The organism is Williamsia sp. Y844, assembly GCF_056786475.1.
This window is the reverse complement of sequence record NZ_JBXCJB010000001.1, coordinates 2,273,254-2,292,881: the sequence shown is the minus strand read 5'-3', so window position 1 is coordinate 2,292,881 and position 19,628 is coordinate 2,273,254. Positions and strand designations below refer to the sequence as shown.

Genomic DNA, 19,628 nt, shown 5'->3' with positions numbered 1-19,628 from the left:
ATGGCCATGAACGAGAACACAACAACCCTCCCCGCGGAACTGGCTGTGATCGCCCGAGAGCTCTACGCGGAACGCGGTGACATCCGCGCGCTCGCAGAGGCGATTTCAACGAAGGCGAAGCATCTGATGCCGGCCGCCGACGGTGTCAGCATCGTCATCGCGAGCAACGAGTCGATCGAACGAACCGTGGCGGTCGATGGGTTCGCGGGCACCTGCGACGGCCTACAGATGAGCCTCGGAGAGGGACCCAGCCTGCACTCGGTAAGTCACCACGAAACCGTGCTGATCGAGGATGTCTCCCGAGACGCGCGGTGGGGCCGATTCGCTCGATCGGCAGCCGCGGCCGGTTTGGGTGCCATGCTCTGCCTTCCATGTGACGCGGGTGCGAACAGGATCGGGACCGTGAACATGTACAGCCGCACTGTCGGCGGATTCAATGCCGATTCCAAGGTGATCGGCGAGTTGTTCACGGCCCACGCAGCTCTCACCTTCGCCGCCTCACGCGAGAACGAACAGTTACAACTCGCGGCCGAGAGCCGGGACGTGATCGGGCAGGCCAAAGGCATGATCATGGAACGGTTCGGCATCAATGCCGATCAGGCATTCGCACTTCTCCGGAGGTTCTCGCAGGACTCCAACATCAGAATTGCCGTACTCGCCCGCCAAGTGGTGGAGGCCGGTTCCGACATCCTCCTGCCTGATGCAGACTCTTCCTGCGTGTGACCACCGGCCGATGCTCACCCGCCGGTGACCGCAGTGACTTGTTCGGCGATCAGCCCCAACGCCTTGTCGGCCGCAGGCAGGATTCCCGAGAACTGGACGAACCCATGCATCTGGCCGTCAAAGATGTTGAGTTGCACCGGCACTCCCGCGTCCCCCAGCGCCACGGCGTACGCTTCACCCTCGTCTCGCAGAACGTCATATTCGGGTATCAGCACCAGCGCCGGTGGGGACCCGACCAGGACTCCCCGCAGTGGCGACGCGTCCGCCTGGTTCCGAACGTCCGGATCGGGCGCGTAGTGATTCCAGAACCAGATCATCGAATCTCTGTCCAGAAGTAGTTGATTCGCAGGATCGAGGTAGCTGACCGTATCCAGATCATGGTCGGCGATGGGATAGATCAGGACCTGCAACACGATGAGGGGACCGGATTCACGGACAGCGCGTTGTCCGACCACGGTGGCCAGGTTGCCGCCTGCGCTGTCTCCCGCGACAATCAGCGGCAGAGTGGGCCAACTCGCTGCCGTCCAATTCGTCACATCCCACGCGTCATGTGCAGCAGTGGGATATCGATACTCGGGCGCCAGGCGATAATCAGCCGACACCACAACACAATTGGCGATCGCAGCCAGCCGCCGCAGGGTCGAGTCATATACCGCGGTGGATCCGAGCACCCAACCACCACCGTGGAAATAGACGATCACCCCACGAGGCTGTTCGGTCGCGCTGTAGACGCGCACCGGAATCCGGTACCCGTCATCGGCCACCACGGTGTCCTGGGCAACCGCGTACAGATCTGGACCCGGCTCCAAGTGCTCGGCGAGGGCAGCGAAGACCTCGCGGGCCTGCGCCACCGGCAGCTGCCGAATCCGCGGTTCACCGGCCTCCGCCAAGCGGGCCAGTAAGGCTGAGGTCGCATCATCGACTGCCATCGGCCCAATGTACTGCGCGACCGACAAAGAGGACCGTAGGTGACTCACCGAACACGGGATCCGGCCAATACGGACATCAGTTGTCGCAGTTCAGACCCATATCGAACGTATTTATGTAAACAGCGATTCTCACCTGAAGAACGTGGCACACTGTCTGGCGAGAGGATGATCCGCATCGTAAGGAGATCGATCATGACCCGAACCGCCGAGGCCGTCCACGTCAGTGCGCTGTTCATCGACGTCAACGGTGCGATGTCCGCCTACCAGAGCGTCAAGACCATCTTCCGCTGATCCCCCCAGACCAGTGCCTGGTCGGACGGGGAGGTCCGGCCAGGCACTACCCAAGTGCCGCAGCAGTTATCTGCTCAGGCATAGTCCCAGAATTGCAGCCACCGTACGTTGGCAAACAACGCGAGGGTGGCGGCGTAGAGCACAACCACCACGAGGACACCGACGATCGACACCTTGAGTGACGATCCTCGAAACGGATCCAGCCAGAACGAGAACGCCGCGGTGGCCATGGGCATCAACAGATACGTCAGCAGCGACACCGACAGAATCTGACTGAGCCACATGGACAGCCAGGGCTCGGCGCCCCACTGGTCGAAGTACGGCCCCACGAAACGCGACAGCACCATCACTGTCGGGTAGAGCACCAGCAGCACCATCATCCCGACTTTCCATTCGGGTGTTGCCGCCGATCGGCCGTCGGCGACCCGCACGATCGAACCGAACGAGTTCGCCTCGAACGACGAAGAGAAGTCTTGCTCGAGATTCGACCGTAGTTCGCCAAGGGCCTGCGCACGTTCGGGAGCATCACGCCACCGGGTCAGCAGAGCATCGGTTCGGAACTTGACCACGGCGGTCCACTCTTCGATTCCGTCGTGGGCCAGGCGTGGTCCGGTGAGAATCGAGTACTCGAAACCCGGTGCGGCTGCACTCAGATCCATCAACTTGCGTTGCGCCGCAATGAACCCGGCCACGTTCGCCGGTTCCACCCGGTGGACGAAGATGCCCACCCCGGATGGTGGTTGTTCACCGTCGACGGTGACCAGGTCGCTGAACTCGCGGCGGATGCCGCAACTTGCCCCCACCTTGACCAACCGTGACCACGCCGGTGAATCCAGCCACGCCTGCAACAATGCCTCGTCAGCAAACGTCAACGCCACCGCCGGTTGCCGATCTCCGGCCACCGCGAGGTGCCGGTAGCCGACCGCATTCTCCGCGATCACCCGCACCTGCCCGGACCAATCCGCGAAGTCGTTGTCGGAGACCGGGTGAAAGGCAACAAAAACGGTTGCCTCACCGGATGTTTCGATCATCTACGGAATCAGTCCTCGTCGATCTTGCGACCCTGGACGTACACCGATGCGATGGCGGGTTCACGCAATTGCATGAGGAGCGCAAACAGCAACTGATCCCGGGCCAAGTCTGCATCGTCAGCGCGAACACCATGGGTGACCGAGTTGTACAGCGGCGGCCACTGCTCGGGATCGATCACGATGAAGTCGGCTTCCTTGCCGACGTCGAAGTTGCCGAACCGGTTTTCCATGTCGAGCGCGCGGGCGCCGGCAAGGGTTGATACGAACAGCATTTCCGCCGGATGCATCGAGACCCCGGCATCACCGGGCTCGGTGATGTGGACTTTGAAGGCGTCGTTGGCAACTCGCGAGATCAGCCATTCATCGCCCCCACCGTGATCGGTGCCGAGTGAAATGTTCACTCCGGACGCCACGGTCCGCAGCCACGGCATCGTGCCCGACCCCAGGAACAGCTGCGAGACCGGGCAATGCGAGATCGAGGTTCCGGTCTCGGCCATGCGGGCCAGTTCTCCGTCCTGGCAATGCACCGAATGCGCCATGATCGTGCGTGGTCCGAGGAGCGAGTCACCACCGATCTTGGAACCCGGCAGGAACTTTCCGTCATAGGTGTCGAGGTAGCTGTCGACTTGATAGACCGCCTTGGTCGCATCGACCTCTCCGGTACCCGGACGATTGTTCTCGTTCAGGTGCGTGTGGACGTACACGCCCTTCGATCGCAGGTCGGTGTACAGCTCACCGAGTGCCGCCAGCGTCGTCGGTGTCACAGACAGTGAAAACCGCGGCACGAGTGCGACATGCAACAGTGCGGTCGCGACGTCTCCGGTGTCGGCGCCATGCCACTTGTCGACCTCTGCCGCGGTCAGCTCGATGGCCTTCTCTTCGCTTGTCAGCAGAGGACCCGCGGAATCGGGTCCGCGGGTTTGGATCCCGCGACCGCTGACGATGCGCAGGCCACGTCGCTGTGTCTCTTCGAACAATGCGTCCTGCGCATGGGGGAATGCCGATCCGAACACCATCGCAGCGGTGGTCCCGGCCCGGACCCGCCTGCGCGTGAACTCGGCGGCGGCCAGCTGCCCGAACTCGGGATCGCCGAGTTTCGATTCGGAAGGAAAAATGCACCGCTCGAGCCATTCCAGCAATTGCCCACCGCCGTAGGCATCACCGGCGAACGTCTGCGGGAAATGAATATGGGTGTCGACGAACCCGGGAAGAATGAATCCGGGCCGATAGTCGACGACCACCGAATGGTCGTGTTCATCTGGGAGCGAGGAGAATTCGCCGCACCATGAAATGGTGCCGTTTTCATCGACCACAAGAGCGCCGTCTTCGATGAAGACAAGGGCGTCGTGCGCTGTGGTCACTTTCGGCGAACCCGCGATATGAAAGATCTGTCCGCGATAGAGGTGCTTCACCGAATCACTAAAGCACCCCGGCGCCATTCGCGCTCGGCGGTCGCCAGAAATGAATGTCGTCAAACATGCATCGAAGTCGGATCGGTAGGGTTGAAAAGGTGCAACGCACCAACGCAACTCAGCAGGAACAGGAAGAGGCGATACTCACGGCGGCAGTCGCGGAGTTCGCCTCGATGGGCGTCCGTGGCGCCAACGTGGAACGGATCGCACAGCAGGCCCAGGTCAGCCGGAGCACTCTGTACCGCCGGTTTCCCAGCAAGGAAGACCTTCTCACGGCCGTCGGAGCGCGGATGCAAGCAGACTTCATGCGTGGTGTGGCCGCTTCGGTCGAGGGCCTCGACCCCCGCGCTGCCGTGGTCGAAGCCTTCACCCAGACCATCGAGGCTTTCCGCACCAACCCGCTTGCCCGGCGGCTGATCGCGGACGAACCCGAGGCGCTCGACCTGTTGATCGGATTCGAGCGATCGCAGTCCGACGCGGTCATCGACTCGTTCAGCGACGCCATCGCGCACACACTGCGCAAGGCCGGTGCTTCGATGCCTGCGGACGACCTCAGACTCGCCGCCGAGTTGCAGATGCGCCTCGTGGCCTCCTTCGCGATGTCCCGCTCCCGCGCGCTCGACCTGACCGATGCCGTCGCCACCCGTCACTTCGCGGAGAAGTTCCTCGCGCCGATGATCTGGTGACACAGATACTCGCCTGACGTCTCACAGCCCCTTTTCATACCCGCAATCCCAGCGCATGACCGGCGATGAAACCTGTTACCGTTGGAGCAGTTGAAACAGATAAAGATAGTTGTGTCATCACAGGGGGGCGCCATGACAGCATTTGAGAGCGCGGTTCGCGAAGCCACGCCCATGCCGATCGACGATCGAGACGCCGACTCGGCACCGCCGCTCGGCCCGGACTCGCTGGTCTGGAAGTTCTCCGGCGACATCCGCAGCGCATTCTGTTTCCAGCGCACTGCCGGCACCGAGAACTGCATCGAGCAGCTCGCCAAAGGCGTCGAAGACCACTCGGTGATCTTCTCCGATTTCCTTGGCCGCGCGCAGCGCACGGTGCCGCCGATCATGAACACCATCTACAGCGCGAACCCCCACGAGTGGGGCCGCCGGGTCCGCGACTTCCACAAGCCGATCAAGGGGACGATCGACAGCGACGGATCGCGCTATCACGCACTCAATCCCGAGCTGTTCTATTGGGCGCACGCAACATTCATCGACCAGGTCATCTACACGGCCGACACGTTCATCCGCCGGCTGACTGACGCCGAGAAGGCGCAGATCTTCGAAGAAGGCAAAGCCTGGTACCGCCTCTACGGTGTCAGCTCGCGCAACGAGCCGCAGACTTACACGGAATTCTGCGAGTACTGGGACTCGATGCTGGACCGCTTTGTGCCGACAAAGACGATCACCTACGCCACCGGATACCTCCGCCAAGGGCTTCCCCGCCCGAAGTCGATTCCGGCGCCCATCTGGATGGTGCTGTCACGTCCGTTGAACGCCGCCGTCCGCACCGTGGTCATCGGCACCGTGCCCCAGCAGATGCGTGATGTCTGCGAGCTGGAGTGGAACCCGAAGATGCAGAAGCGCTACGACCGCTTCACCGCAGCCATGCGCGCGGCGAATCCGATCTTCAACCGCCTTCCCGTGCGCCGGCTATACGTCAAGTACGCGGCAGCCGGCTGGGAACGCGAAGGTGTCGACCCGCGCCGCATTCACAACGGCCGCTGAGTCACCGAAAGCCTCAGGCAGAAATACCCATCGAGGCCGCCAGCGTGGGCCAGGACTTGCGCAGGTCCTCTTCCCAGTAGCCCCAGGAATGGCTGCCGGGCTGATCAAGATCGGTCACCGCGGGGATCCCGAGTTCACTGAGCCGGTCTGCGACCTGTCGGGTGCACAGGCCGGTTGCGGCCTCGATACCGCCGCCGAGGACGATCTGGTCCGTGAGGCTGTTGACCTGGCCGTTGAGCCGCACGTTGTCTTCGTTGTCGTACTTGCCGGGCAGCCCGTTTCGGCTCGACAGGTAGATCGTCTTGCCACGGAGCTTGTCTGCGTTGAGGTACATGTCGTGCTCGGCCCACAGCGGGTTCTCCGGCTCGCCCCACATATTCGTCATATCGCCCTTGCCGCGGGTCTCGACGACCAACTTCATGTATTCGCGTCCGACGACATCGGTGGTCCGGGCGCATCCACTGAACGATGCGACGCCCTGGTAGAGGTCACCGCTGAGCGCGGCCAAGAACAACGAGGACGAGCCGCTCATCGACATGCCCATGATGGAATTGACACCCGTGGTGCCGAGTTCGGCGTCGATGACCGGCGGCAGCTCCTTCGTCAGGAACGTCTCCCACTTGTTGTGACCGAGTTCCGGGTCATCATTGATCCAGTCGGCGTAGTAACTGAATGTGCCGCCCCGCGGGGAGACCACGTTGACGTCTTTGTCGGCGAAGAAGTCGACGACGTCGGTGGCCTCGAACCAACCGGACTTCTCCACCACACCCTGGCCTGCGCCGTTGAGCGCGTACAGGGTTGGGCTCGGCTCACTGCGGTCGGCTGGGACGAGCACATCAAGCGCTTCGATGGAGTCCATCGAAGGCGAATACACATTGATCACCCGATGCTGGTCCGTGAGGGTTTCGATACTGGTGATGTAGGCCTGCGAACCGGCCTCGCCGATGTTCGCCGAGGCGGCGCCCGGACCAAATGTTGCAGTGGTCAGAGCGACGAGTGAAGCCAGAGCGAGAGCCCCGAGTGTGGAGGTGATGCGCATCGAGGTTGGTCAGCCTTTCGAAATGCTCGGTGCACTACGCACCGAACCCCACCCCTTTGCAGAATGTAGCCGACGGGTGGGTACGGCTCCACCCAGGCGCCCTACGATGACAGTTGGCGCGCAACCAATCACATTTGCTTCGACAGGAACTGAAGGCGTAGCGCCTCCCCCGCACAGGCCCTGAGAGCGCGTACCCTGCGAAAAATCGATGAACTCGGTGAACCGATCGAAGGGGCTCGGATCAGGCATGAACATCGCGGCAACCACTGGCCATCGCAACGTCTCGATTTTGGGGATCGGCGCGTACCGACCGAAACGGATCGTCACCAACGACGAAGTGTGCGAGATCCTCGACTCGACGGATGAATGGATCTTCGAACGCAGCGGAATCCGGAGCCGTCGATGGATCAGCGGGGACGAGACCGCACGGTCCATGGCTGTCGCGGCCGCCGATCGCGCCATCAAGAACAGCGGCATTGATCGTAAAGACATCGGCGCACTGATCCTGGCGACCGGCAGCTGGAAGACAAAAATTCCCCATGGCGGCCCGGTAGTGGCTCTTGACCTCGGTATCAACGGGATCCCGGCCTTCGACGTCGCGTCCGGCTGCGGTGGTTTCGGCTATGGCCTCGGACTGGCGACGGACATGATCCGGTCCGGCTCGGCCCAGCATGTACTGGTGATCGGGGTCGAGACGATGTCGGTGGTGATGGAACCCACCGACCGCAACACCGCCTTCATCTTCGGCGACGGAGCCGGAGCGGTGGTGGTCGGCCCGAGCGAGGAGAACGGCATCTCCCCCACCGTCTGGGGCAGCGACGGCGAGAACAGCGACGCCATCTCGCAGAACTACGACATCCCCGGGTACATGGACCGCGCCGAAGCGTTTCAGTCGAAGGATCCCGAGACCGACCCGGTCGGCCGGATGGTTGTCGAGATGCAGGGCAGTCGCGTATTCCGCTGGGCGGCAATCACTCTGCCCAAGGCACTCGGACGAGTGCTCGAACAGTCCGGAGTTGCGAAGGAAGACATCGAGATCTTCATCCCGCATCAGGCCAACGCCCGCATCAACACGCTGATGAAGGCCAATCTCGGTCTACCCGACGATGTTCCGGTCGCGAACGACATCGAGACCACCGGAAACACCTCAGCGGCATCGATCCCGCTGGCCATCGAAGAGATGCTGGTGACCGGCAAGGCCAAAGGCGGCCAGACAGCGTTGCTATTGGGCTTCGGCGCCGGCCTGAGCTACGCCGGCCAGGTCGTCACCCTGCCCCCGGCCCCGTTCGAGGCGAGCTTCTAGCCGCTCGAGCCGACGGGATGCGTCATCGCGGGTGTCGCGGATGTGCTCGGCCAGTAACTCGGCGGCGTCGTCGGGTCTGCGATCACGTATGGCGGCGAGGATCGCGCGATGCTCCGACACGGAGTCCCCGCGTCGACTCCCCGCAGCGGGCAGATAGAAAAAGCGCACCCGCTTGTTGAGGTCGGTGACCATCGACGACAACACTGCGTTCTGTGCACAGGACGCCATGGCGACATGGAACTCCGCATTGATCGCGGCCAGGACTGCGGGATCTTCGGCGGCGGCCTGCCGTGCCACGATCTCTTCGAGATCCGTCAGCTGCTCCGAGGTACGACGTTGCGCTGCCAATCGGGTCGCCTGGTGTTCGACGATGAGCCGCGCCTCGAACAGGTCGGCCATCTCATCGCGGTCCCGTTCGCGGACGAACGTACCTCGATGGTGGCGCCGGACAACCCATCCGTCAGCCTCGAGCGCACGTAGTGCCTCCCGGACCGGTATGTGACTGACACCGCGAACACGAGCGAGCTCGTCCGCATTGACCTTGCTTCCCGGCGTCATACGGCCGGTGAGAATCTCTTCTTCCACGTCCGCCCTGATCAGGTCGGCGACCGGCACCGCTTCGGCAGGCGTCTTCGGGGGCATGACGGAAATCCTATATGTAACTGTTGTCACCCGCGGGCTTCACAGTCGCATTGACCACGGACGAATAGTCCCGCGAGGACCACAAAATACCGCCCGAAGTCGGTTTAACAACCAGTTCACAAACGCGAAACCCAAAACGACAGTAGGGACTGTTTCCTATAGGAAATCGCACGCACCTTCTCGGAAGGACTTCCATGACCCCCCACGCGAGCACGATCGACGCCGATTCGGGCGCCGACATACCCGCCACAGACACGCTCGAAAACCCGCCACCAGTCGACCCCTTCGAGGAGTACGAGGACCGACCGGTTCCGACCGCAGCACGAAAGTCACTGTTCTCGGTGTCGGCGGTATGGCTGGGCTTCCCGATGATCCTGACCTGCGCGGTCTTCGGCGGCATGGTGGTGTACTCGCTCGGCTTCTGGCTCGGCATGGCAGCGATCCTCACCGGCAATCTGATCCTGATGGCCTACGTCGGCATCCTGAGCCACCAGGCAGGCAAGACCGGCGAGAACTTCGCGCTGATGGCGGCCCGCACATTCGGCGCCCGCGGCTACCGCATTCCGGCCGCCTTCTTGGCCACTGTCGTGATCGGCTGGTTCGCCTTCCAGACCGGGCTGACCGGGTCGACGCTCGAGAGCGGCATGGGCTGGAACGCGACCCTGATCGCGCTCATCGCCGGAGTCGGCTATCTCCTGGCCACACTCCTGGGCATCCGCGCACTGACGGTCATCGGGATCATCGCGGCGCCGCTGTATCTGGTGCTGGGGATCGTGGCGATCGTCGAGGCCTCCTCGACGCCGGGTGCCTCCGATTTCGCCTCGTACTCAGGTGGGGCAGGCGCAAGCGCGCTCAGCTTCGGCGCCGCCGTCACGCTGGTTGTTGCGCTGTTCGCAGACTCGGGCACGATGACCGCCGACTTCACCCGCTGGTCAAAGAACGGCCGAGAAGGTTTCCTCGCCGCATTCAGCGCTTTCCCGGTGGGCAACACCATCGCATTGACGATCGGCGGAGTGATCGTGGCCATGGGTGCCTCCGATGATCCCGGCACCGCCGGTGGCAGCTTCCTGAACATCCTGATCGATCACGGCGGCGTACTCGTCCCACTGGCCGTGGCATTCGTATTCATCAATCTGGGGTCGGTGTGCACGCACTGCCTGTACAACGGCGCGGTCGGCTGGAGTCAGCTGACCGGTGTCCGCATGCGGCCGTTGACCGTGCTGCTGGGTGCGATCGGCGTCGCCCTCGCGGTGGCAGGGGTCTGGAGTCACTTCGAGGAATGGCTGAACCTGCTCGGCGTCGTCGTGCCGCCACTCGGCGCAGTGCTGATCACCGATCAAATGTTGCGCCGCAAGGCTTCCCGCAGTTCGGACCGAGCCTGGGAGGCCGGCGCCTTCATCGCATGGGGCCTCGGCGCGGCCGCCGCTCTCGCCGCCCACTATCTGTTGCCCGAACTCTGCGTGGTCGTCGTGGGCATTGTGGTCGCCACACTCACAGCTCTCGCACACGATCGCATCATCCGTCCGGCGACCGTCCCGTCCGCCGCGTGACCAGCGATCACACACCACCCGATCTCGTCAAAGGAACTCTGTGACAACCGCTTCCGCCTTCCCCACCCTCCCCGGCGCCACTCCGTACGCCTGGCCGTACAACGGTTCGTTCCGACCGGAGTCGACCGCCCTGCTGTGTATCGACTGGCAGACCGACTTCTGCGGCCCCGGCGGGTACGTGGACGCAATGGGCTACGACCTTTCCCTCACCCGCACACCACTGGAGCCGACGGCCCGGGTGCTGGCCGCCGCCCGCACCGCGGGACTGACCGTCATCCACACCCGTGAAGGACACCGTCCCGATCTCTCCGACCTGCCGGAGAACAAACGCTGGCGGTCCGCACAGATCGGGGCAGAGATCGGGGCCGAAGGCCCCTGCGGCCGGATCCTGGTGCGCGGTGAAGAGGGTTGGCAGATCGTGCCCGAAGTCGCACCCATCGACGGCGAGGTGATCATCGACAAGCCGGGGAAAGGCGCGTTCTACGCCACCGATCTCGACCTGGTGTTGCGCCGCAACGGAATCACGCACATCATCCTCACCGGAATCACCACCGATGTCTGCGTGCACACCACGATGCGCGAGGCCAATGACCGCGGTTACGAATGCCTTGTCCTCTCCGACTGCACCGGAGCAACGGATCCGTCGAATCACCGCGCGGCCCTGCAGATGGTGACCATGCAGGGTGGCGTCTTCGGCGCGGTCGCGTCGTCGGACGATCTTCTCGCGGCCCTGGGTTCTCAAACCGTCGCGGCGGTCGCGGGGTAGGGCCAACGGTGGTGGCTTTTGGCCAGGCCCACCTGGGGCTTTTACTCGCCGAAAGCCACCATCATCGGGATACTTATTTCCTTCTTCGTGCGCGCGGCCGGTCGGCAGGCGCCGGCTTTTCGGTAGCCGCTTCCTTGCGAACCTCGATCTGGGTAGCGCGCTCGGCCTCGAGCCAGTCGGGCATCTCGGACAGGAGGGCGTTGATCTGCTCGGTGGTCAGCGCCTCGGTGATGCCGTGGCGTACGAGAGCGCCCTTCGAGATCCCCAGTTTCATCGCCACCAGGTTCTTCGGGTGGGGCCCATTGATGCGCAGATCGCGCAGCCATTCCGGCGGGTCCGCCTGCAGCGCATCGAGTTCCTCCCGGGTGATGGTGCCCTCCTGGAACTCGGCGGGCGTCGCCGGCAGGTACACGTCCAACTTCTTGGCGGCGGTGGCCGGCTTCATCGACTGCGAACTCATCTGTCAAGGGTATCGGGCGGTAGCCTCTTGGCGTGACCACACCCGACGACGCCCCCTCATTTCGGCTGGCGTACGTGCCCGGCGTGACACCCGGCAAGTGGGTTCGTACCTGGAGTGAACGAATCCCACAAACGCCTCTCGAACTCATCGCGATGGACGTCGCCGCGTGCGCTGACGCAATCCGTGACGGGCGGGTGCAGATGGCGATCACCCGCCTGCCTGACGCACTGCGCCACGGCGACCCGGGGCCGCACCACACGATCGAGCTCTACGAGGAGACGACCGTCGTGGTCGTGCCGAAAGACCACGTCTTCACCGTTGGCGATGAGATAAGCGTTGCCGACCTGGCCGACGAACACCTCCTGTGGCCGCTCGACGAGCCCATCGTGATGTCGAATCGGCCGGGAACAGCAGTCGAACATCAACCGGAAACCACCGGCGATGCAATGGAACTCGTCGCAGCGGGCACCGGCGTCCTACTGGTCCCGCAATCGCTGGCCCGACTGCATCATCGCAAGGATCTTGTCTTTCGCCCGGTGACCGACGCACCGGCCGGATCCGTCGGCCTGTTGTGGCCGGCCCCGACCACCGAGCTCGCCGACGAGTTCATCGGCATCGTGCGTGGACGTAAATCCAGCTCGTCGCGGGGAAGCTCCGTCCCCGCCCCAAAGCGCTCTGCCAAGGAGAAGTCATTGGCCAAACAGGCGCGCCGCCAAGCCTCGGGGAAGCCGGCAGGCAAGGGCCGACGCCGCTGATCTCACCCCTCGCTCGCGTCACAACCCGAGCGAGGGTGAGTTCTCCGAGCAAACGTCGTCGTACTCGACGATCAGCGGGGCGTGATCGGAGAGCCGGAGTTGGGGCGCGGATTCCTTGTCGACGGTGACCCGACGTGCGCGCCGGGCCAGGCCCGGGGTGGCCAGCTGGTGGTCGACGCGCCAGCCGACGTCCTTCACGAACGACTCCCCTGCCCAGCTCCACCAGGTGAGCGGGCCCGGACGGTCACCGTGCAGAGTGCGCACCACATCGACCAGCCGACGCGGTCCGGTGATCTCATCGAACCAGGCTCGTTCCTCCGGCAAAAAGCCTTCCATCTTGCGGGCGGCGCGCCAGTTCGTCACGTCGTGTTCGGTGTGCGCCACGTTGAGGTCGGCCAGCAGCAAGAACTCCCGTCCGGCCTGCCGCGCGGCCCGCCGGTTGCGCTCGAGCTCGCGGGCGAATCCGGCCAGAAACCGTTGCTTCCGAGCATATTTGACTCCGCCGTCGGGTTGCTCACGCATCGATCCGGGGCGCTGGAGTTCGGCGGGCAGGCCGCCTTTGGGGAGGTAGAGATTGCCGATGGTCAGGGGCCGATCGGCCAGATCGACCTCGATGTAGCGGCCCTCGGCAGCGAACACCGACAGCCCCCTGGCCTTCGGCGGATGCGTCAACCAGGTGCGCACCGCGGCGGGTTCGTGCCGGGTCAGGATCGCCACCCCGTTGCGTCCCGGAATCGAACCGACGTCGATCGACGCGATGTGGTCACCGAAGTCGCCGACGTCATCGATCCCGCACCGTAGTTCCTGCAACCCCACCACGTCCGGGGCGCGCTGAACCAGCCAGTCATCGAACCCGCGGCGCCGGGCCGCACGGATTCCGTTGACGTTGAACGATGCGACGGTGAAACCACCGGTGGGTGTCACTGTCGCCTCCTCGATCACATCTGTCCCGCAGTCGCGGGGCGAGAATACCGCGAGAGGACTTCAGTGACGACGGCCCACCTCACACCTCGACCAGCAGGGCGCGGTGGTCGGCAGAGGTTCAGGTCGCCGCATGCCACCGTGACGTCGAGATTGTCGAAGGTCGAGCCTTCGATGACGCCGATAGCGGTCAGGAAACGTCTCGGCGGGCTAGAGGCCCAGCTGCCCCGCGATCGTTTTCGCGAGCGCCGCATCGCCTTGCGGAGTGGGATGCAGCGGGATACCGAAGGGGTTGGCCTGCGGATTCACGACCCCACTGACCAGTGGTGCGATGCTGCAGGCCCCTTGTCCGGCAGTGATGGCCTGAGCGTCGATGAACTCGACACCGGTCAGTTCTGCGGCACCGGCCTGAGCCAGTTGGAGCCGCTCGGTGAATGCGCCGATCCCGCTGGTATTCGGAACCGAGACCGGCATCCCGGCGACATTGATACATCCGTTGGGATCGTCCGGACTGATCAACTCGGGGTATCCGACGATGGCGATCTTGGCGTTGGGCGCGTAGTAGCGAACGTACTCGACCACGGGCCCGACCTTGTCTGCGTACGCCTGCGGTGTGATCTTCGCGAGGACGGGCGCAGTATCGTCGCATCCGCCTTCCACCAGGCAATCAAGAACGAACTCGCCACCGGAATCCAGCCCCTCCCACGGCCCGTTCATGCCCAGCTGGATGAGGACTGCGGCAGTGGAATCGGTGAATCCACCTCGTTTTTCGGCTTTGATGGCTTCGTCCGCGATCGTGTAGTCGGTCTCGGCCAGGGCAGCGCCACTGCACGCTTCGTTGATCAACGGCCGACTGGTGAGATCAGCCAACTGCTGCGGCCATGCGGTCGGGCTCTGCCCGCATCCGGAAATGTCAATGTTGTTCGATGCGAAGGAATCTCCGAGTACAACGACGTGGCCTGGTTGCTCGGTCGCCGTCACGGTCCCACCGACCTTTGTTGCGGATCCACCAGGGTCTGCCGACGCCACAGCGACAAACGGAAGGGCGACAAGAGGAATGGCCACCGCGACCAGCAGAACGTGCGCGACCCGAGATCGCATCGTCGTCGGATTCATGGAAGTACCTCTTTCACGGTTTCGGCGGCGCGGTCCGGGGAAATCGATTGCGCCACTGACGGTTTTCGTTTGCGCCGTTTGGTGATGGGTTTGTCGATGAAGTGAAAAACCAGAGCGGCAGCTGCCAGTGACCCGACAAATGCCAGGGCACAGGCACCCAACCAGCCCCAGAAGCCGACAGCTCTGCCTGCGAGCAGGTATTTGGTGAGGATCAGCATGACGGGATACTGCAGTAGGTAGAAGCCGTAGGAGACGTCGCCGAACCAGACCATGGTCCGCGTCGAGTTGAGTCCGCGCTGCGCGTTGAGATCACGCATGCACGCCGTGGCGATCACAGCGGCTGTCGGCAGCAGGATCAGAACGCTCATCTTGTAGTTGATGGGGACAAACCACGTCGCGCCGAATGCGATCGCCAGTGCAGTCAGCGGCCACCACAGATTGGTGTTGCGCCACTTACCCGAGACGACCAGTCGGGCGACCAGGACGCCGAGGAAGAACTCCGGCAGCCGCGACAGCGGGAAGTAGTAACTCAACCAGTAGGCGTGTTCGGAGTAGCCCACATAGTCCTGGGCGAAGAATGCCGGTGAGGCGTTATAGCCGTACTCCTGCGTCGTGGTCGGCAATGTCGCAGGGATGCGGGCGCCATAGAAGTTCTCGGTGCCCTTGTATCCGTCGGCGAAGAGATAGTAGGCGGTGTGCAGCGCCACGATCAGGGCAAATACGCCCGCGATGGCGAGCGGTACGTACCGCTCGCGGATCCGATCCATCACCGGCACCAAGAACGGAAAGGTCGCGTAAAACAGTATTTCCGCGGCCAGCGACCACGCCGGTACATTCAACCCACCCAGCGACGTCCAGTCCGGCCACCACGTCTGAATCAGCAGGAGGCACGGAAGCCAGGTCTGTGACCGGCCCATCGGCACCGGCACCACCAGCAACACAAGGACAACAGCGACAATGCTGGTCGGGTAGATCTTCTTGACGCGGCGCCACATGAATCCCCCGGCGCCATCACCCTCACGCCGCGTCCAGTACATGATGAAGCCCGACAGCACGAAGAAGAACGCCACACCCGCCGCCCCGACCTGCATCGGAACCGCTTCGGCGATATGCCAATACCGCTCGCTGCCGTAAAACGGGTAGACCGGCAAGAACACCAGCGTGTGCAGCACGAACACGGCCAACGCGGCCCACCAGCGCATCCCGGTCAGCGACGGCAGTCGCGCACCACGAGCTATTGCGGGACGCGTGTTCGGGTCGTCGGCCGACCGCCGCGGATCACTCGTGCTCGCAGACTGTTCGGCGTTCGCGATACGCACATCGTCTGCCCTGGACGTCAACCTGATCAGTACCCGGGACGACCACCGCCGCCGGCGGGCAGCTGCGGTGGGGCCTGCTCCTGAGGCTGCTCTTGTGTTTGCTGCGGAGCCTCGACGGGCGCCTGTTCCTGGGGTACCTGGGTCTGCTCCTCGACCGGGGCCGGGGCCTCGGTCTGTGGCGCCACGGTTTCACTCGATGGCGCCAGAGCGGTCGACGACGCCGGTGTGGAGGTGGTGGGCACCGACGAAATGGTCGTTGACACCGACGAGGACGGCGGGGCGTCGGTCGAGTTGTCGTCCGACCCGCATGCCGCCAGAGCACTCACTGCCGCAATCGCCACGAACGCACCCGCGCAAGACCGCTTGAACCTCATCGCCACAGGCCTTCTCCTCGTTTGTTTGAACAATGAAACAACCCCCATCGAGACATGTATAAGTGGAGGTCAGACGGGCAAAATGCAGCCGTCGACGGCCCGGCTCAGAGCATGACGAGAAGGTATCCCAAACAACCAGAAAATTCCGACAATGGACCGAAGTCGACGAACTTTGAATACGTTCGGATGGTCCGCCACAGACACCGATAGTGTGCCCTTTTGGCGTAGCCCACCTGGGCTTTTGTTCGCCAAAACGGCACACTATCGGGTGTTGGCGGAAGCGGAGGGATTTGAACCCCCGGTGGTTTCACCCACGCTCGCTTTCAAGGCGAGTGCATTCGGCCGCTCTGCCACGCTTCCTTCGGGCAAGAGCCTACTTCACGCGGACCTGAGGGTTCTCACGCAGCCACGTATCGACCTTCAGGAAGGTCGTCGCCATGGCTTCGCGCTCGTGATCTTCGAGGTGATCGAGTAAGTAGGTACGAACCGCGACGACGTGACCTTTGGCGGCATCGTGGAGTTTGGTCCGGCCCGACTCGGTGATCCGGCAGACGCGATTGCGCTGGTCCTTGTCGTGATCCTTGGCCATCCGCTCGACCCAGCCGGCTTCGGCCATCCGGTCCACGCGTCGCGAAATGGTGCTCTTGCTGCTCAACGCGCCATCGGCGAGAGCGCTCATCCGCATCGATTCCGACTCCGACAGCAACACCAGGATGCGGTAGTCGGCAAATGTGAGACCTGCGGTTTCCACCAGGGCGTCGTTGATCGCATCGAACAGGCGCTGTGATCCATTCATGAACGATCGCCACGCAAGTTGTTCAGAGTCGTCGAGCCAGGGCACAGCTGTATTGTCTGTCATTTCTCCCCCGGACTACGACTTTTGACCCAACCGCGCCAGGATTGAGCGTTTACAAATGGGGACCTTACTGCCATTAAATGTGCGGCTTACGGACACCACCTATCGCCCGGCCGCACCTGCCGAGTAAAGGTAGAGGGATGACCTCAATGCGCGCAGTCAACGTGACCGAATTCGGTCCGGCCGAGAACCTCATCGTGGCCGAGGTCGACAAGCCCCACCCGGGTCCGGGAGAGGTGCTGATCAAAGTGGCTGCGGCCGGCGTGAATCGGGCCGACCTGCTGCAGCGGCAGGGCAACTATCCACCACCGCCCGGCGCGAGCCACATCATCGGCATGGAGGTCTCCGGAACCATCGACGAACTCGGCCCCGGAGTGGTCGGCTGGACCACCGGAACGGACGTCTGCGCGTTGATCGCAGGTGGCGGCTATGCCGAATACGTCGCGGTCGCCGCCGAACACCTGCTGCCGATTCCGGCCTCTGTGGATCTGATCGAGGCCGCGGCGCTACCCGAGGTGGCCTGCACCGTGCTGTCCAACCTCAAGCGGACCGCCCACCTGGCGCCGGGTGAACTCGTCCTGCTGCACGGCGGCGGAAGTGGCATCGGCACCCACGGCATCCAGTGGGCCAAGGCGCTGGGCGCAACGGTTGCCGTGACGGCCGGCTCGGATGACAAGCTCGAACTGTGCCGCGACCTCGGCGCCGACATCACCATCAACTACAAAACCGACGACTTCGTCGAGGTGATCTCCGAACATGGTGGCGCCGACGTGATACTCGACATCATCGGCGCAAAGTACCTGGGCCGCAACGTGTCTGCACTCGCCAAAGACGGCCGCCTGGTGATCATCGGCATGCAGGGTGGCGTAAAAGCGGAATTGAACATCGCCCAACTGCTGAGCAAGCGCGGTACCGTCCACGCCACCGCGCTGCGCGGCCGGGAACAGTCCGACAAGGCCGCCATCGTCGCCGACACCATCGCCACCACCTGGCCGCTGATCGCCGACGGCAGGATCAAACCTGTTGTCGGAGCGACATTTCCACTAGCCGAGGCCGGCGCCGCCCATGTGCTGCTCGAGTCGGGTCAGGTGTCGGGCAAAATTCTGCTCACGCTCTGAGTGCTGCCGATTTCATCCCTACAGAGGTGCCCGAGGGCAGTACGCCCTCGGTGCCCTCTGTGGGGGCCGAAAAATGGCGAAAGTCAGCCGAGCGATCCCAAAGTGCGCACCAGCTGATCGATTTCGTAGGGCGTTGAGTACGGACCGAGGCCGATGGTGACGGCACCGCCCACGTCGTTCACGCCGATGCCACTGAGCACCCGGCTGTTCACATCGGCGAGTGCGCAGATCCCGTTGTCGGCCAGCCGTCGAACCACCTTGTCGGCGGTCACCCCGGTCACGGTGAAGCTGACCGCCGGTATCTGGACGGCGGCCGATCCGACCAGATTCACCAGGTTCAACTGCCCCAACGATCGCAGCAGGTATTGCAGCAGTCGTTGTGTGTATTCACTCAGCGCCGTCATCGAGGTCACCAACCGCTCACGCCGGGTACCGGTGGCCGATTCGTCGAGTCCGGCGAGGTGTTCGATCGAAGCGACCAATCCGGCCAGCAGTGCGTGCTGATGTCCGTCGATCTCCAGTCGTGCCGGACCTTGCGCATCCGGGTCCAGCGACATCGACCTCACGCGGGACAACATCTCGGGGTCGCGGAAGATCAGCGCGGACGTTGCCGGTCCACCCCAGCGGTCAGCACTGACCACCAGGACGTCGGCGCCGAGCGCCTCGATGTCGAGCAACATGTATGCAGCTGCGCTGGTTGCGTCGACGACGACGAGTCCGTCGATCGCGTGGACCACAGCGGCTGCGGTGGCGACGTCGACCACCGACCCGATCGTCGACGACGCCAGTGGCATGGCCACCACGCTCGTGGACCGACTGACCAGCCCGTCGTACTGCCAGACCGGCAGTTCACCGTTCTCGATGTCGACCTCGGCCCATTTCACCTTGGCGCCGAAACGATCGGCGGCACGCAGCCACGGCAGCACGTTCGCCTCGTCGTCGAGCCGGCTGACCACCACCTCCGATCCGAGCCACACCCGGGTGTTGAGACTTTCGGCGAGCACGTTCAGCAGGTGTCCACGGGACGGTCCGAGCACCACTCCGCGGGGATCGCCACCGACCAGATCCGCAACCGCCGAACGAGCCGCATCGATGATCCCCGCCGACTTGCGGGCCGCGGGGTAGATGCCACCTGGCTGTGAGACCAGGGATCGAAAACCCTTCGACACAGTTGTCGCCACCGAGTCGGGAATCTGCATTCCTGCCTGCGGATCGAGATGTATCCAACCGTCACCCAGCGACGGGAACAGTCCCCGAACGCGGGCGACGTCATAAGCCATGGCAGCCACC

Annotated in this window: 20 protein-coding genes and 1 tRNA gene; 8 read left to right on the top strand and 13 right to left on the bottom strand. The window is 63.6% G+C overall.

Annotated elements, in window-relative coordinates; translation table 11 throughout:
- Positions 1 to 6 precede the first annotated feature (6 nt).
- A complete protein-coding gene (locus AC1TQG_RS10365; RefSeq protein ID WP_482136830.1) occupies positions 7 to 723 on the top strand; it encodes a GAF and ANTAR domain-containing protein in 717 nt (238 codons plus the stop codon).
- A 14-nt stretch (positions 724 to 737) separates the two neighbouring features.
- Here the strand turns inward: AC1TQG_RS10365 and AC1TQG_RS10360 are convergent, their stop codons facing one another.
- The 3 genes from AC1TQG_RS10360 to AC1TQG_RS10350 form a co-directional block, all read right to left on the bottom strand.
- Entirely contained in the window at positions 738 to 1,652 is a 915-nt protein-coding gene (locus AC1TQG_RS10360; protein WP_482136829.1) for an alpha/beta hydrolase, read from the bottom strand.
- Positions 1,653 to 2,017: 365 nt separating this feature from the next.
- Positions 2,018 to 2,974: an antibiotic biosynthesis monooxygenase gene (locus tag AC1TQG_RS10355; protein ID WP_482136828.1), complete on the bottom strand. Its 957-nt coding sequence runs from the start codon at positions 2,972 to 2,974 to the stop codon at positions 2,018 to 2,020.
- Between the two features lie 8 nt (positions 2,975 to 2,982).
- The gene (locus AC1TQG_RS10350) at positions 2,983 to 4,413 is read right to left on the bottom strand and encodes a guanine deaminase (RefSeq protein ID WP_482137318.1); all 1,431 of its coding nucleotides are present in this window, start codon (positions 4,411 to 4,413) and stop codon (positions 2,983 to 2,985) included.
- A gap of 71 nt (positions 4,414 to 4,484) precedes the next feature.
- Here AC1TQG_RS10350 and AC1TQG_RS10345 point away from each other — a divergent pair, with 71 nt between their 5' ends.
- Positions 4,485 to 5,072: a TetR/AcrR family transcriptional regulator gene (locus AC1TQG_RS10345; protein WP_482136827.1), complete on the top strand. Its 588-nt coding sequence runs from the start codon at positions 4,485 to 4,487 to the stop codon at positions 5,070 to 5,072.
- A gap of 132 nt (positions 5,073 to 5,204) precedes the next feature.
- Positions 5,205 to 6,119, top strand: a complete 915-nt coding sequence (locus AC1TQG_RS10340; RefSeq protein WP_482136826.1) for an oxygenase MpaB family protein — start codon at positions 5,205 to 5,207, stop codon at positions 6,117 to 6,119.
- 13 nt (positions 6,120 to 6,132) lie between these two features.
- Here AC1TQG_RS10340 and AC1TQG_RS10335 read toward each other — a convergent pair whose 3' ends face one another.
- Positions 6,133 to 7,158, bottom strand: coding sequence for an alpha/beta hydrolase (locus AC1TQG_RS10335; RefSeq protein ID WP_482136825.1), 1,026 nt, complete (start codon positions 7,156 to 7,158; stop codon positions 6,133 to 6,135).
- Between the two features lie 247 nt (positions 7,159 to 7,405).
- Here AC1TQG_RS10335 and AC1TQG_RS10330 point away from each other — a divergent pair, with 247 nt between their 5' ends.
- A complete protein-coding gene (locus tag AC1TQG_RS10330; RefSeq protein WP_482137317.1) occupies positions 7,406 to 8,461 on the top strand; it encodes a beta-ketoacyl-ACP synthase 3 in 1,056 nt (351 codons plus the stop codon).
- On the opposite strand, the gene AC1TQG_RS10325 is transcribed toward AC1TQG_RS10330, so the two are convergent.
- Entirely contained in the window at positions 8,381 to 9,103 is a 723-nt protein-coding gene (locus AC1TQG_RS10325; RefSeq protein ID WP_482136824.1) for a GntR family transcriptional regulator, read from the bottom strand. The two genes, AC1TQG_RS10330 and AC1TQG_RS10325, sit on opposite strands and share 81 nt — an antisense overlap.
- Before the next feature lie 194 nt (positions 9,104 to 9,297).
- Here AC1TQG_RS10325 and AC1TQG_RS10320 point away from each other — a divergent pair, with 194 nt between their 5' ends.
- Both AC1TQG_RS10320 and biuH read left to right on the top strand, forming a co-directional pair.
- A complete protein-coding gene (locus tag AC1TQG_RS10320) occupies positions 9,298 to 10,653 on the top strand; it encodes a cytosine permease (protein WP_482136823.1) in 1,356 nt (451 codons plus the stop codon).
- Between the two features lie 40 nt (positions 10,654 to 10,693).
- Positions 10,694 to 11,419, top strand: a complete 726-nt coding sequence (biuH, locus tag AC1TQG_RS10315) for a biuret amidohydrolase (RefSeq protein WP_482136822.1) — start codon at positions 10,694 to 10,696, stop codon at positions 11,417 to 11,419.
- Between the two features lie 73 nt (positions 11,420 to 11,492).
- Here the strand turns inward: biuH and AC1TQG_RS10310 are convergent, their stop codons facing one another.
- Complete coding sequence (locus AC1TQG_RS10310) at positions 11,493 to 11,864, bottom strand: DUF5997 family protein (RefSeq protein WP_482137316.1); 372 nt, start codon at positions 11,862 to 11,864, stop codon at positions 11,493 to 11,495.
- Positions 11,865 to 11,911: 47 nt separating this feature from the next.
- On the opposite strand from AC1TQG_RS10310, the gene AC1TQG_RS10305 reads away from it, so the two are divergent.
- Positions 11,912 to 12,634 (top strand): LysR substrate-binding domain-containing protein, encoded by a 723-nt coding sequence (locus AC1TQG_RS10305; protein WP_482136821.1) that lies wholly within the window; start codon positions 11,912 to 11,914, stop codon positions 12,632 to 12,634.
- A gap of 18 nt (positions 12,635 to 12,652) precedes the next feature.
- Here the strand turns inward: AC1TQG_RS10305 and AC1TQG_RS10300 are convergent, their stop codons facing one another.
- The 6 genes from AC1TQG_RS10300 to AC1TQG_RS10275 form a co-directional block, all read right to left on the bottom strand.
- A complete protein-coding gene (locus AC1TQG_RS10300) occupies positions 12,653 to 13,558 on the bottom strand; it encodes an exodeoxyribonuclease III (RefSeq protein WP_482136820.1) in 906 nt (301 codons plus the stop codon).
- A 207-nt stretch (positions 13,559 to 13,765) separates the two neighbouring features.
- Positions 13,766 to 14,671: an SGNH/GDSL hydrolase family protein gene (locus AC1TQG_RS10295; protein ID WP_482136819.1), complete on the bottom strand. Its 906-nt coding sequence runs from the start codon at positions 14,669 to 14,671 to the stop codon at positions 13,766 to 13,768.
- Positions 14,668 to 15,990 carry an acyltransferase family protein gene (locus AC1TQG_RS10290; protein WP_482136818.1) on the bottom strand — a complete coding sequence of 441 codons (1,323 nt, stop codon included), beginning with the start codon at positions 15,988 to 15,990 and terminating at the stop codon, positions 14,668 to 14,670. The genes AC1TQG_RS10295 and AC1TQG_RS10290 overlap by 4 nt, the downstream gene beginning before the upstream one ends.
- A 26-nt stretch (positions 15,991 to 16,016) precedes the next feature.
- The gene (locus tag AC1TQG_RS10285) at positions 16,017 to 16,331 is read right to left on the bottom strand and encodes a hypothetical protein (protein WP_482136817.1); all 315 of its coding nucleotides are present in this window, start codon (positions 16,329 to 16,331) and stop codon (positions 16,017 to 16,019) included.
- A gap of 305 nt (positions 16,332 to 16,636) precedes the next feature.
- Positions 16,637 to 16,724: transfer RNA gene (locus AC1TQG_RS10280), tRNA-Ser, on the bottom strand.
- A gap of 13 nt (positions 16,725 to 16,737) precedes the next feature.
- Positions 16,738 to 17,223: a MarR family winged helix-turn-helix transcriptional regulator gene (locus AC1TQG_RS10275; RefSeq protein WP_482136816.1), complete on the bottom strand. Its 486-nt coding sequence runs from the start codon at positions 17,221 to 17,223 to the stop codon at positions 16,738 to 16,740.
- Positions 17,224 to 17,369: 146 nt separating this feature from the next.
- Here AC1TQG_RS10275 and AC1TQG_RS10270 point away from each other — a divergent pair, with 146 nt between their 5' ends.
- Positions 17,370 to 18,338, top strand: a complete 969-nt coding sequence (locus tag AC1TQG_RS10270; protein WP_482137315.1) for an NAD(P)H-quinone oxidoreductase — start codon at positions 17,370 to 17,372, stop codon at positions 18,336 to 18,338.
- Between the two features lie 83 nt (positions 18,339 to 18,421).
- Here AC1TQG_RS10270 and AC1TQG_RS10265 read toward each other — a convergent pair whose 3' ends face one another.
- Positions 18,422 to 19,618, bottom strand: coding sequence for a cysteine desulfurase-like protein (locus AC1TQG_RS10265; RefSeq protein ID WP_482136815.1), 1,197 nt, complete (start codon positions 19,616 to 19,618; stop codon positions 18,422 to 18,424).
- Positions 19,619 to 19,628: the final 10 nt, after the last annotated feature.